This is a genomic window from Dokdonia pacifica, from assembly GCF_900188275.1.
GTDB lineage: Bacteria > Bacteroidota > Bacteroidia > Flavobacteriales > Flavobacteriaceae > Dokdonia > Dokdonia pacifica.
Window position 1 is genome coordinate 358809 of the sequence record NZ_FZNY01000002.1, and the last position, 14194, is coordinate 373002.

A 14194-nucleotide genomic window follows, 5' to 3' on the forward strand; every position below is an offset into this window, starting at 1 on the left:
CTCTTATAATTATAATATCCCATAAGGATTATAGGATTATCTGTTAAAAAACAAGAAAATCGTATTATTATTGCCAAATTTCCCAAGCAGCTTCTGCTTGCAATTCCAACATACGTAGTCCTGAAATGATTGTCGCTCCTTGCTGTTCTCCTTTTTCCAAAAAACGTGTTTTTTCTGGATTGTAAATCAAATCAAAAAGAACATGAGATCCATCCAAGTGATGATAAGGAATATCAGGAAAAGCTTCTATATTTGGGGAAGTACCCAATGGGGTGCAATTTACAATAAGCGTATTTTCTTGCATAACTGATGCTGATAACTCATTATAAGATAGCGTATTCTCTGATGGCCTTCTAGAGACGTACGTACAATGTACCCCTAATTGATCTAAAGCATACATCACTCCCTTCGAAGCTCCTCCAGTACCGAGGATTAATGCTTTTATAGTAACAGAAGTATTTAAGAATAGGTGATTACAATGTTCAAGGAGTGATTGTTTAAATCCAATATGATCCGTATTATACCCGATTAATTCTCCGGAGTCATTACGTTTTATTGTGTTTACAGCGCCTATGTTTTGAGCATCTGTATCTAAATGATCTAAATAGGGTATGACAGCTTCTTTATAAGGGATTGTTACATTAAAACCACTAATAGTCTCATTAGAAAGATATTCTTTAACCTCTTCTAATGTTTGACAATCAAAATTAGCATAACTCGTATTCCTTATGTGTTCTCTCTCAAATTTAGAAGCAAAGTAATGTCTAGAGAAAGAATAAGAAATATCTTTACCTATAAGCCCATAATTAACCATGTACTCTCGTTTTATCTCCGTATTTACCTAATGCTACAACAAGTAATATTCCTATCCCGATAAAGAAAATTGCTAAGGTATTTTCTAAAGTAATTTCTGATGGAAGAAAACGATTATAATTATCCAAAATAGGATTTCCATTGATATCTAACAGTATCTCTCCATCTACAATTTTATATATTTCCTTCTTCCATGGCCAAACAACTCCCAAGGAACCAGCAATAAACCCTAAAATAACAGCATTTGTATTATTCTTAAATTTCTTAAGTAAATATCCTAAAAAGTGAGATAATGTTACTAACCCTGTAAGTGAGCCTGCGGCAAATACGAGTAGTACTTTTAATAATCGCATCTGGTCAGGGTCATCTGTAAAACTAAAATCAAGAGTAATAATATCTAATAATGTTGTGTATAATGCATTAACAGAATCGACTAGTAGTAATACGTAGTTCCCAAACAAAATCAATATAAAAGATCCAGACAAACCTGGCAGTGTCATCCCTGAAACACCAATAATGCCACAAAAGAAAACGAATAATAAGTGATCATTCTCTTGTGCTGGTTCTAGAAGGCTAATACTTACACCTCCAATAACTCCAAGAATTGTAAACAAAACCATTTGTCTGCTCCAATTTTCAAAATCCTTTCCGATATAATAAATAGAGCCTATAATCATTCCAAAAAAGGCACTCCAAACAAGTAAGGGATAGTGTTGCAACGCTATATCCAAAAGCAACGAAACGCTAAAGTAGCTGATAAGCATCCCAAGAATAAGTAATCCTAAAAATTTACCATTAATGTATGCCCAGAAACTTTTAAAGCGTCCATTAAGAAGAAGACGTAACGCTTTCCCGTTAAATTTCTGAAGAGAGGTAATAAACTCCTCATAAAAACCTGCTACAAATGCCACAACTCCACCAGAAACTCCAGGAACTTTATTGGCTGCTCCCATCGCTAATCCTTTTAGGACAAGCCAGATTTTATCAGTAAGAGTTCTTGTTTTAGTTTGCATTTATTTTTTTTCGTACTGCTAATCGTTCAAGTAAGAATATCGCTAAAAAACCTATTATCGCAAAAATAATTGCATAAAGAACAAATGGTTCTCCTTCAAAAGAAGAAGGTAAAACGCTTTCTTCTAATAAAGGCACTTCCTCTCCATGTCTATCCGTTCTTGTAGAAAGCACATTTTTCCATGGCCATATTTTATTGAGTGAGCCTATCATAAAGCCTGTTAATATCGCTAAGGTGATCTCTTGCTTATTAGCAAACATCCATTTCAGAGCTTTTGAAAAAAGTTTTAATCCTAAAATACACCCAATAATAAAAAGGAATACTTTCAAAAAACTGGTTTTAACCAGCTCCCAATTGCCAGAGGTAACTCCATCAATAAAATCTGTTAGTGACGCTAATACAATACCATAAGATCCTAGTAACACAAGAATAAACGATCCAGAAACTCCCGGTAAGATCATTGCTATAATAGCGATACATCCTGATAAAAAGAAAAAGTACAATGCATCTGGAGCTTGAGCAGGAGTTGCTATTGTGATATAATAGGCAACAGCTACACCTATGATTGCTGTAATAATAATCATAGGACTCCATTTTTCAATTTGTTTTCCTATGTAAATAATACTAGCAACAACAAGACCAAAGAAAAACGACCAAACAAGTACGGGGTGATTTTCTAGTAAATAAGATATTAAGTTGGCTAGTGATAAAATACTTATAAAAACACCTAAGAATAATGAGATAAGAAAACCTAGGTTATAATGAACAAACATCTTCATAAACCCTTCTTTCTTCCACATTTTAATGACACCAAAATCTAATGTATCTATTGTTTCTATAAGTTCTTGATAAATACCAGAAATAAAAGCTATCGTCCCTCCTGAAACACCTGGGACTACATCGGCAGCTCCCATTGCCATTCCTTTAAGAAGAATTATAACGTACGAAAAAACAGATTTTGACATAGGCATATACTAAGTATATGCTAAAATAGTAGGTTTGATTTAGAAGACCTACAGAAACCGAAAAAATAACAGGATATCTAGACGTTATATTTGGCTAAAAGTTGTTTTACTTCTTTTTTAGCATATGCATACGGGAATAACTCTTCTAGAATAATTGAAAAATCAGGATCGATCATAAGAGCTGTCTTTAAGAAAAAACGCCCTTGAATATCATCACATTTTGTGTAATTCAACCCTGATAAACGAAACATAATTTCTACATTTTCAGGATAAAACTCCAATGCCTGCGAAAGAATAGTAATAGCAGCGTCCGTTTCCTCTAGATACAACAGTATATCTGCATGTGTTAACCACGTCTCTAATTCATAATTCCCTAGTTCTAATGTGCGTCTATACCCATGCTCTGCCTCTTCATAGAACTTTAGACGGTGGTTAATCTTTGCATAACGCTTCCAGTACAACACATTTTCAGAATCAATATGTATCGCTTTATTTATATAATAAAGTGCTTTTTGAAAATCTAATCTTTTAGTATAGTAATCGGTAATAGCAATCCATCCATTATCTAATAATGGATCTTCATGCACACATCTTTTGTAATGTTTTAATGCCAACTCGTCATTACCCAGTTGGTCATAACATTTCCCCATGCGTAATAATGCAAAAGAAGTAGGATCATCAAGTTCTAAGGTGATTTGATAGTTCTCTAAAGCTTCATTATATCTACCTAATTTTTCAAGAACTTTCCCTTTTTCTAGATAGGCACCTATAAAATGATCATCACTTATCACTGCAAAATCAAATGCAGAAAGTGCTTTTTCATACTGTTTTAAATCAAAATATTGTTTTCCTACTTGATGCCATGCGACTTCACAATATGGATTTTTATTCAAAAACATATTCAGATAGTCAATAGCCTCTTCTCTTTGCTCTAAAAAATCAAAACAGTATATAATATTGTAAAGCGCACTATAATCCGTATCATCTATTTCCAAACACTTCATAAAGTTATACTTCGCATTTTGAAAATCATCTATAAAGAGATACTCCATTCCTATTAAGGAATATACATCAGAAGGGTCCTGTGTAAGATCTATAGCCATCTCCAGTAAGTCAATAGCTTTTTGATGCTTATCTTGTTTACTATATATATTGGCCTTTTGAATATAAATTTCTTCGTTTCGAGGCTCTAATTCATACAGTTCATTTAAAATGACATTTGCCTCTTCAAATTTATTTTCAAAAATAAAAATCTCTGCCTTGTACAATCTAAGGTTTATAGACGTTGGGTGTTGTTCTAGCCCAAGCTTTACGGCCTTTCTAGCCAAAGCTATTTTGCCCTCTTCTATATAATAATTTGTGATACGTTCAAACTCTTCAGAGTCAAAAAACGATACGTTATTGGTCTTTAACATAGACTCAAAACGCGTCAAGGAAAAATTTTCTTCTTCTTCAGGATTATAGTTCATACACATTCGTTTATGTATTAGTATAAATTTAACAATGTTTTAGTGCAATGCCATTCTTCATACTAAGAGTTGTCAACATAATAATGAACATTCAACAATCACGCCGAAAAGAAAAATAGCGAAGTGACCGCAATAGATTTACATTTTTTGTCAGAGATATCCCTTCTTTAACAGTTCAATCTCAGTTTTTGACAGTTCAGAAGGTTTTGTTCGCTTTCGCGAAAGCGTATACATACTTTTACCCTGTCAATCAACATTAACACTATAAAAACAACACATTATGAGAACTTTTATCTATTTAATCGCACTTTTATGCACTTCCTTAACATTTGCTCAAGAAAATAAAGGAGTAACGGTAACTATAGAGATTCCTAACCTTTTAAATAATGACGGAAAAGTATCTGCTGCTTTGTATGATGAGGCAACATTTATGAAAGCTGCACCCCTTGATGCTTCTGAAACGACTCCAGAAAACAAATCGGTAACATTAACTTTTGAAAATGTACAGCCAGGAACGTATGGGATTATCACTTTACACGATCTTAACGCTAATGGACGTATGGATTTTGAACCAAGCGGTATGCCAAAAGAACCTTACGGAATCTCTGGAGCAGGAGCTGGTTTTGGACCTCCAACATGGGCAGATGCTAAATTTACAGTAGAAGGAGAAGATATTACCATTAAAATAAGCATGTAAATCATATCTCACAATTATATAAAAAAGGCTTCATATACACATGAGGCTTTTTTTATTTCATAACATTATGTATAAGAAAAACTAATTGTTTTCTAATATATATAGTTTTTGCCAATAGCTTCGTATTTTTGCATATACCAAGATACCATCTTATGACTATTACGCAACTAAAATATGTACTAGCTGTTGCAGAGCATAAAAACTTTACAAAAGCAGCTGAAAAAACGTTTGTGACACAACCTACCTTAAGTATGCAAATACAAAAGATAGAAGACGAGCTTGATATTTTAATATTTGATCGTACAAAAAAACCTATTGAACTCACTGAAATAGGAAACAAAATAGTAATTCAAGCAAAAAATATTGTAAATGAAGCAAATCGAATTTCTGACATTGTAGATCAAGAAAAAGGATTTATAGGAGGCGAATTCAAGTTAGGAATCATCCCTACTATTATGCCTACACTATTACCAATGTTCTTGCGTAACTTTATCAATAAATATCCTAAAGTAAAACTTAAGATAGAAGAGTTAAATACAGAAACAATCATAGAAAAGTTAGAAGAAGGGCATCTAGATGCGGCTATTGCTGCTACACCTTTGGAAAGTGAGAATATAAAAGAACGTCCATTATACTATGAACCTTTTATTGCTTATGTGACGGAAAATCACCGCCTATTTAAAAAGAAAAGCTTAGAAGTTTCTGATTTAGACTTAACAGACATGTTACTCCTAGAAGATGGTCATTGTTTTAGAGATGGTGTTATTAATCTATGTAAAGCTGTAGGCAACCAAGAAGAGGATCACTTTTCTTTAGAAAGTGGAAGTTTTGAAACGCTTGTAAAACTAGCCAATGAAGATTTAGGAATGACCTTATTACCATATCTACATACTATAGATTATAAAGGGAAAGATATGGAGTTCCTAAAAAACTTTAAAGAACCTTCTCCTGCTAGAGAAGTAAGTCTTATTTATCATAAAAGTGAATTAAAAATGCAAATTATAGAAGCTCTCCGCTCTACCATAGCGAGTGTTATAAAAGGAGCTATTGCATTTCAAAATGTCCAAATTATTAGTCCTATTAATCATAAGTAGATAGAACTACGTATATATAACAACTAAAAAGAGCCTTGTTTCCAAGGCTCTTTTTTATGGGTTTAAATAAATTAGACATTGATTAAGATTTGGTTTCTCCTTAATAAGGTTGTCAATCCAAATACGAAGCTCCTCAATTTCATAAGGAAGTAGTCGTTTAACTGCTTTTTGTAGCTCTTTACAAAATAATACACTGTCAAAACTCACCTTATTAAGGATTGTTTTTGTGTATTCAAACATTGCTCTCGCCATATTCGAAATTAGGTTTAGGTTAGATCTAAATAAAAAGTAGTTTTCTGTATAGGCAGGTGTTTTTAATATATCTTAAATATACACCTTTTGTTCTACTTTTTAAATGAAAACTTACACTTTAACAACAATTTTTGATCGTGTTAAATTTCAGTTTCCTGATTTTAAAGGAATTACTAAAAACGATTATCACCATCTAATAAATCTCCTAATCCTCCTAATATAGAACCTTCACCTCTAGACTTGCCTCCTCCTGAAGGAGCCAATGCAAGTACTCTATTTGCTAATCTACTAAACGGTAATGATTGAATATATACAGTTCCTGGACCTGATAAGGTTGCAAAAAACAGCCCTTCTCCTCCAAAAATGGTGTTTTTTATCCCACCAACAAATTCAATATCATAGGTTACGGAGTGATCAAAACCTATAATACATCCTGTATCAACTTTTAGTTTTTCTCCTGGAGCAAGTTCTTTCTTTAATGTCGTACCTCCTGCATGTACGAATGCTACACCGTCTCCTTCTAATTTTTGCATAATAAATCCTTCTCCGCCAAAAAGCCCTCTTCCTAGTTTTCTTGAAAATTCAATTCCGACAGAAACTCCTTTGGCAGCACATAAGAAAGCATCTTTTTGACATACAAACTTTCCTCCTATAGCTGCTAGATCTATAGGGATTATTTTACCTGGATATGGAGATGCAAAGCTTACTTTTTTCTTTCCTACTACATCATTATAGAATGCCGTCATAAAAAGACTTTCTCCTGTAAGTAATCGTTTACCTGCTCCAAATATTCTTCCCATTACGGAGTTATCTTTTTGTGAGCCATCTCCAAAAATTGTATCCATCCGAATACCATCTTCCATCATCATAAAACTTCCTGCTTCTGCAATAACGCCTTCCTGAGGATCTAATTCTATCTCTACATATTGCATTTCTTCTCCTATAATCTCGTAATCTATTTCGTGTGCTTTCATTGTATTTGTATAAATAATAAATAGTATATCAATAAGTAAATAATCCAGCTGTTTTGTTACATCATTATTCTAAATAAATAAAAAATTGTTTCCAATCCTTAAATCACATCTAAAAACTTGTTTAACAATTGTTTAAAATCAAAAAATAACTTTTTTCTCCAAAAACAAATACCAAAAAACAAAAAACACAACACATAAATAGCTATAAAACATACACTTACTTGAAAAATTTATCTATAAATTTAAACTTATCTATAACGATCTATTCTTTTAAACGTCTGAAATAAAAAAAGATACCCTTAAACATAGGACGCTTTATTTTGATATGGAGAAAAAAATGACTAGGTTTATTTATCTAATTAAAAGTGCCATGAAACTACCTCCAAATAAAGGGTATTTATTAATCGCCGAACCATCTATCATAGGTGATGTGTCTTTTAATAGATCTGTTGTTTTACTTGCCGATCATAATGATCAAGGTACCGTAGGATTTATAATGAATAAACCACTCGAACAAAAGCTTAAAGATTTTATTCCTTTTCTTACACGCAGTGACTTACCCATTTTTAATGGAGGCCCTGTAGAACAAGACAACATTTATTTTATACATACCATTCCTAATCTTATTAAAGGAAGTACAGAGATTGCATCTGGAATTTTTTGGGGTGGCGATTTTGACGCGGTCATCCAACTCATAGAAGAAGATAAAATTAAAACTGATGAAATTCAGTTTTTCCTAGGGTATTCTGGATGGGATGCACAACAACTCAACAAAGAGTTACAAGAAAAGTCTTGGGTCGTAGTTGAAAATAATTACAAGGAAGACATATTGACTAAATGTGGTCAAAAACTTTGGAGAGAAAAGATTATTGAATTGGGTGGAGATTACCTTATTTGGTCTAATGCTCCTGAACATCCTCATTACAACTAACCTAATCTCGCTTTTACATTCAATTTTTGCAACAAAGCACTTGCTACAGTAGTAGTATAGGTTTTCTTTCTATACTTTGTGATAGGACGAATTCCCTTAATCACATTTGTAATAAATAACTCATCTGCCTTCTGTAATTCAAAAGGTGAAATAGAGGCTTCTTCAAATGTATACTCGTTCATTAAAGGGAGTATTGCAAGTAATTGTTTTCGAATAATTCCTCGTAAACAACCATCATCCAATGGAGGTGTTTTAATATGCGTTCCTTTTACTAAGAATATGTTACCTTGTAGCGCTTCTACTACGTTCTTCTTATTGTTAATTAACAAGCAATTATCATATCCATTATCTTCTGCAAAAATACTGCCTGTCACATGAAGTACCTTATTGGTTGTTTTTAACGTCGATAAAATATCTGCGTTTACATAATGGTCTTTATATAACTCTACTTCATATGGAGTGTCTGATAACACATAAAAAGGGTTAGAAATCTCTTTTGCTTGTATAAAATACCCCACTCCTCTATCTTCAGGTAAATAAGCACCACCTTCATTACGATAGACTGTAATACGTATACGAGCTGGCTTATCAGACAAATCACTTGCTTTTAACGTATCAATTAACTGCTCTTCTAAAAGTTCTGGAGTAAATTCCATTGGTATTTCCATACGTAAAATACGCATAGAAGCCATTAATCTAAAGTAGTGATCTTCCCAAAATAGTAATTTAGAATTTACTGCTTTTATGGTTTCAAAAACACCATCCCCATACAATAGTCCTCTATTCATAGGACTAAGGGTTGCTTCGTTGCTTTGCACTAAGGTACCGTTATCATTAATCATAAAAAATCCCGCCCTCTTTTAAGAGCGGGACAAATATACTATTTAGCATAGGATTTAAACAGATCCTATAACGTGTTTTAATTCTGAAATTTGATTATCCCAAAACATTTTTCCTTCATCTACTTCATCCTCTTCAGCATAATCAGTAATAATTAGGGATACATCTTTTGTAATCTCATCTACTTGAATACGAAGTTCAAAATAGTAATCTTCCCCATCTTCCTCATCTTCTAACCATCTAAATCGGATACGCTCATTACTTTTCTTAGTAATTAACTTTGCCTGTTCTTCAGATCCATCCCATATGAAAGTATATAATTCACCTCGGGAATTTACATTGTCGGCAAACCACTCACTCATTCCAGAAGGTGTTGCCATATATTGGTATAATAGATTAGGTGACGCTCGAATCACAAACTCCATTTCATATTTTATTTTATCGCTCATAGGTCTGTTGTTAGTATAGCCCAATATATTGAAAGAAATCGCGAGAACAAAAAAATAGTTTTGATTTTATTTTAAAATATGTGTTTGTAGTAAGATGAATTGTTTTTATATTTGCACCCGCTTACGGGATAGTATCTATTACGTATCTAGAAAAGCAAATAATGGCGAGGTAGCTCAGTTGGTTAGAGCGTCGGATTCATAACCCGGAGGTCACGAGTTCAATTCTCGTTCTCGCTACTTAAAAATGAAGAGGTTACGTTTTTAGCGTAACCTCTTTTTTATTTTAGGTACATATGTACAACACTTTCATTATACTTTTAAGTTTACTAAATAAATAGATTCATTTATGAATCGTATTGAAATAATAAACCATTATGTAAAAAATATCCATTTCTTTCACTTACTTACTATTATGATCTAGTGTATTTCAGTAGAAAAGCTTTTCATAAAGTTTTTTTACATTTCGAATATTAACTAACCATCGGTTACTCCTAACATTAATCTGTATACTATTCTCAATAGCATTAACTTATGAACAATTCTTAATTAGATGTATTTATATACGCTTTCGCGAAAGCGTATATATTAATTTTTGCTTTTTTAATTTATATATTTTCCAATAACGATTGCTAATTCAACTTTATAAAATTTCAGTAAATCAGTATTATGAATAAATTTATTTACTGAAATTTTAAGATGATTTAACTTCTTTTACTATTTTTTGAAGGTTAAGTTCATAAATCAAAATAGATAGAGCTTATATAAAACCTCACTCTTATATTGAAATCTGCTAGAATAAACTCAAGGCACAACTTCTTATTATCAAATAATTAAATTAATTTTAACAGATAAATAATTACACGACAAATAAGATAAAATGAAGACTTCTTGTATATATCAAAATAGTCATTATCTAGTAACTGATTTCAAATACTTATATCTTTGCTTATTAATACGCTTGAAAAGATTAAAACCTAAACCAAATTGAACTGATTTGAAATAATGATTATAAGTTGTTTCAATATTAATACCATTAGCAATAAAAGATATACCAGTTACATAGTTTGAGGTAAAATCATTAATCATGAGGGGTTTATTATTTTTTATACAATACCCAACTTTTCCATATAGATTTCCAAGGAATCTAAAATATAAACCAGCGTCATAACTTTCTATATTTGTAAAGGTGTTAAAATTACCAGCAAACACTCCAAACCTGTTGTAAATAATAAAAGTAGATATACTTGAAGTATCAAAATTATTATAAACATCTTCTAGGTCATTTAAAATGTTGGATGAATCATCAAAGTATGTATTTAATCCATCTATAGGTTCATTAACAAAATTATATGTTACCCCTAGTTTTAACACTCGGTGCTTTAGTTTTTTCTTTTCATAATTGTTTTTTATTCTAGCTAATTCGGCACTTGAATTGTTATTAACTATCTTGCTAATTTTAGTCTGTTTATAAATTAGTTCTGATTTTATTTTTTTTAGTTCAGTATTATTAAGGCTATAGGGCTTAGAAGTATAATCGTTAATTTTGTCTATTGCATTATTTAAGTTGATCAACCCGTTCTCATAATCTCTGTTCTTGCATTCTTTTTTCCCTTTTTTTACATTCATTTTAATACTTTTCAACCACGCTTCCTCTAACTTTTTAACAGACGCTTTTGTATTAAAATAATCATGCTTTTCTTCAAAATAATATAAGTTTTCAAGACTAGAGATTGATTTGTTGAGCTTAACTTCGTTTTTTAATTGTGCATGTAATTTTAATAGCTTAGGCAGCTCCATTTTTTTAAGTTCTCTATCACACTTCTGAATTTCTGTTAAGAGTTTTTTATCTCCTGTTAGTTTATAGAGTTCATTAAAAACTTTTTTAGCGTATTCAAAATCTTTACTAATAAAGCTATTGTTTACTGCTAATTTGGCTTTTATAATTAATGTGCTTTCAGTGTTTTGAGAAAGATAAACGTTAATATTTGCGTTGTAAACAATTAGAGCTTCAAGAATATTATTTTGACTAATTAATACATCTAATTTGTTTTTTATTTCAATCCTTTTTTGCTCCTGTATAATTAACGCTATTTCCCTTTTTTTAGAAGCTAATTCTGCAGGCAAACTTGGAAAAAGCCTTTCTGCTTCATTAATAAGTTTAGATGCTTGTTGTATATCCAATGAAGACTTTAAAGAATTTAAATAGAAATCTAATGCTTTATTGTGAATGTTAGAGCGCATTTTAGTTATTAAAGTAGAATCTTTAATAATTGATGAATTATCTTCTAGTGTAGTCTTAGCTTCTAAAAATTTATTGTTTTTAACTAAATCTTCAATTTTTAAAATATAGAAATCTTTAGAGTGAGATTCTAGAAAACCAGCAAATCGTTGATCTAAATTTTCATTTCTTCCTAAACTCGCATTTTTACCTCCTATAAAAATATTTTTATTTTCAATTTGTTTGTTTCCATTACAGTCAATATACTCTAGTGGCCAATTTATAGATTTATTATAATTGTATAATTGTCCAGATATGATATAAGTATATTTATTAGATTTTATAGGATCAGTGCAAATAGTGTAATATAATTTAAATTCTACTTCCACCTTTACCTGATGGTCTGAATATATTTCTGTTTTGAATAATTCATAGTTCTTGGAAACCGAATGCCCAGTATGACTTATTAGACAAAGACAAATAAATAGAAGTTTATATTTATTCTTTCTTGAGTTTGTTAATTGTTGTAGGTAATGTATCGACATACTATGTTTGTTGATTGATTAGAAGGATTTTGAATATATGGAATTGACATAACAGATCTTACACTTTCAATAGACAGGGCATTAAAACAATCATACTGTTTGTTGAAAAATTGAGCTATTTCATAGAAAGTAACTTCTTCATGAGAAATGGCAAATACAATAAAAGCGTCTCCATTACTGTTTTTGTATTTACCCACAGCACTTCTAATATGTCTGTTTTGAGAATTAGGGTTAAACGCAGGATGAATTTTACCATTAGTAATTAAAGCAGGGCCAGATTGAATGCCAAATATGATATTTTGATGGTTTTGGATTTCTGATGTTTGACATATTATTACATCTTTATCTGTTACTAAAAATGCACCATTAGGTTTTAAAAAAAAATTGCCAGTGCCATCAGCTATTTCTACATTTTTAATAAGCGTATTATTATTTATAAATAAGCCTATTGGCTCACAATTAGAGTCTACAATGCTGGCTGTAGATAAAAAGATGTCATCTGTATTCAATAACTTTATAAAGTCATTATGTGGAACGCTATTATTGTTTTCAAGGATTGAAAAATTTTTAACCGAATTTGTGTCGAGTTTAATTTTAAAAATATCAAATTTCTTCCCGTTAAAAATTGGTGTATCAGACTCTATTTGAGATTTTAGTATATATGTGTTTGTTAGCATTATTACAAAAAGAAAAAAGTATTTCTTAAGGATCATATTCATTTGGTTTTAATCTTAGTCATTTTTAGCTTTTACATATATTAATGATCCAAAATTCCTGCCTCTAGTTTTAAGACTTTTCTTGTTTTTAAGATACATTTGAGAAATTGCCCCGTCTAGATATAAAGCATCATTACATGAAAAGACATCTTTGAATATGGATGAAAAATCGAAAAAGTTAGTATTTTGATTTTTAGATATTATAAATACAGCTCTATTATTAGGCATGATACCAACGCCAGATCTATTGTAAACGTTAGGAGAACCATAATTGAACTTATCATGCCTTTTGCCATTATTTAATAATAAAGGACCAGATTGAGTAGCAAAATTGGGTTTGATTTTTTTATTGATAAAAGTGTTGGTTTCTGAAACAAATACACTGTCATTTTTAGTAAAAAAAATGCCATTTGGTAGCATAAAAAAATTATTATTCGCACTTTTTCCTTTGTTTACATCTTTAATGATACTATCATTTGTAACTAGTAATCCCACTGGAGCTAGATTTCTATCAAACATACCTCCATTTGTAATCATTAAAATGTCATTATTACTATTGTTTTGACTTTGTATAAACTTATCAATTGAAACACCTCTCGCTTTGTTTTGTATAGGATTATCATTGCCATTTGTAATTTTTATTTCCTGTTTAGCAGGATTAGTAATAAAGGCATAATACGTTTCCTTTTTAAAAATAAAAGAGTACTCTCCTTCAGGAAGGCTCTTAACAATTGTTGTCATGTTTTTTCTTGAGGTATTCGCCTTTTCCTTTAGTTTATCAAGCTTAATAAAATCTTTAATTGTTTGTTCTTTTCTATTTATTAGTAAAATGGTGCTTACCCATTCGTTATAGCAACTATCAAACTCTTTTTTTTGTTTTTTTAAACCCGCTATTACATCTATACTTTTAGAAGAATCACTAAGTGATTCTGAATTTGATAACACGGTAATGATCTTTTTGCTTAATTCTTTAAGCTTAGTAGTTTTTTCAGTTTTCTTTTTTGTTAGAGATAACAGTTCATTTTCTAAACTTTGTTTGTTATTAAGTTTAAGTTTGCTGCTTAAGATATAATATTGCTCAATCTCAGAGTAAAACTGATCTATTGAAGCTTGTAGTGTTTTACTGTGAGAAGAAGGGCTTGCTGTTAAATCCTTGTTTTGTGCATTTAGTTTTAAAACAAAAAAGAAGCTTATTAAAAGTGTTAATATAGGTTTCATG

The 14194-nt window shown here is 30.9% G+C and carries 14 protein-coding genes and 1 tRNA gene; 4 read left to right on the top strand and 11 right to left on the bottom strand.

What is annotated here, in order from left to right; translation table 11 throughout:
• Positions 1-67: 67 nt before the first annotated feature.
• The 4 genes from CHB80_RS08875 to CHB80_RS08890 all read right to left on the bottom strand — a co-directional run bounded on the left by CHB80_RS08875 (position 68) and on the right by CHB80_RS08890 (position 4259).
• Entirely contained in the window at positions 68-814 is a 747-nt protein-coding gene (locus CHB80_RS08875) for a shikimate dehydrogenase family protein (protein WP_089371091.1), read from the bottom strand.
• On the bottom strand, positions 807-1826 hold the full coding sequence (locus tag CHB80_RS08880; protein WP_089371092.1) for a DUF368 domain-containing protein: 1020 nt from the start codon (positions 1824-1826) through the stop codon (positions 807-809). The genes CHB80_RS08875 and CHB80_RS08880 overlap by 8 nt, the downstream gene beginning before the upstream one ends.
• Positions 1816-2790, bottom strand: coding sequence for a DUF368 domain-containing protein (locus CHB80_RS08885; protein ID WP_089371330.1), 975 nt, complete (start codon positions 2788-2790; stop codon positions 1816-1818). The genes CHB80_RS08880 and CHB80_RS08885 overlap by 11 nt, the downstream gene beginning before the upstream one ends.
• A gap of 77 nt (positions 2791-2867) precedes the next feature.
• Positions 2868-4259 (bottom strand): tetratricopeptide repeat protein, encoded by a 1392-nt coding sequence (locus tag CHB80_RS08890; RefSeq protein WP_089371093.1) that lies wholly within the window; start codon positions 4257-4259, stop codon positions 2868-2870.
• Positions 4260-4539: 280 nt separating this feature from the next.
• Between CHB80_RS08890 and CHB80_RS08895 the strand changes: the two genes are divergently transcribed.
• Positions 4540-4956 carry a DUF2141 domain-containing protein gene (locus CHB80_RS08895; RefSeq protein WP_089371094.1) on the top strand — a complete coding sequence of 139 codons (417 nt, stop codon included), beginning with the start codon at positions 4540-4542 and terminating at the stop codon, positions 4954-4956.
• 152 nt (positions 4957-5108) lie between these two features.
• A complete protein-coding gene (locus tag CHB80_RS08900) occupies positions 5109-6050 on the top strand; it encodes a LysR substrate-binding domain-containing protein (protein ID WP_089371095.1) in 942 nt (313 codons plus the stop codon).
• A gap of 54 nt (positions 6051-6104) precedes the next feature.
• Here the strand turns inward: CHB80_RS08900 and CHB80_RS08905 are convergent, their stop codons facing one another.
• The gene (locus tag CHB80_RS08905) at positions 6105-6302 is read right to left on the bottom strand and encodes a hypothetical protein (protein ID WP_089371096.1); all 198 of its coding nucleotides are present in this window, start codon (positions 6300-6302) and stop codon (positions 6105-6107) included.
• Positions 6303-6475: 173 nt separating this feature from the next.
• The gene (locus tag CHB80_RS08910; RefSeq protein WP_089371097.1) at positions 6476-7276 is read right to left on the bottom strand and encodes a TIGR00266 family protein; all 801 of its coding nucleotides are present in this window, start codon (positions 7274-7276) and stop codon (positions 6476-6478) included.
• Between the two features lie 337 nt (positions 7277-7613).
• On the opposite strand from CHB80_RS08910, the gene CHB80_RS08915 reads away from it, so the two are divergent.
• Positions 7614-8207 (top strand): YqgE/AlgH family protein, encoded by a 594-nt coding sequence (locus CHB80_RS08915; protein ID WP_229746857.1) that lies wholly within the window; start codon positions 7614-7616, stop codon positions 8205-8207.
• Here the strand turns inward: CHB80_RS08915 and CHB80_RS08920 are convergent.
• Complete coding sequence (locus CHB80_RS08920; protein ID WP_089371098.1) at positions 8204-9049, bottom strand: aminotransferase class IV; 846 nt, start codon at positions 9047-9049, stop codon at positions 8204-8206. The two genes, CHB80_RS08915 and CHB80_RS08920, sit on opposite strands and share 4 nt — an antisense overlap.
• A 54-nt stretch (positions 9050-9103) precedes the next feature.
• Positions 9104-9496, bottom strand: a complete 393-nt coding sequence (locus tag CHB80_RS08925; protein ID WP_089371099.1) for an START-like domain-containing protein — start codon at positions 9494-9496, stop codon at positions 9104-9106.
• Positions 9497-9659: 163 nt separating this feature from the next.
• Here CHB80_RS08925 and CHB80_RS08930 point away from each other — a divergent pair.
• Positions 9660-9733, top strand: a tRNA-Met gene (locus CHB80_RS08930).
• A 672-nt stretch (positions 9734-10405) separates the two neighbouring features.
• On the opposite strand, the gene CHB80_RS08935 is transcribed toward CHB80_RS08930, so the two are convergent.
• From CHB80_RS08935 to CHB80_RS08945, 3 genes are all read right to left on the bottom strand, one after another.
• Positions 10406-12103, bottom strand: a complete 1698-nt coding sequence (locus CHB80_RS08935) for a hypothetical protein (protein WP_089371100.1) — start codon at positions 12101-12103, stop codon at positions 10406-10408.
• 128 nt (positions 12104-12231) lie between these two features.
• Positions 12232-12972, bottom strand: a complete 741-nt coding sequence (locus CHB80_RS08940; protein ID WP_179218122.1) for a phosphodiester glycosidase family protein — start codon at positions 12970-12972, stop codon at positions 12232-12234.
• An 18-nt stretch (positions 12973-12990) separates the two neighbouring features.
• A complete protein-coding gene (locus tag CHB80_RS08945; protein ID WP_089371102.1) occupies positions 12991-14193 on the bottom strand; it encodes a phosphodiester glycosidase family protein in 1203 nt (400 codons plus the stop codon).
• Position 14194 lies beyond the last annotated feature (1 nt).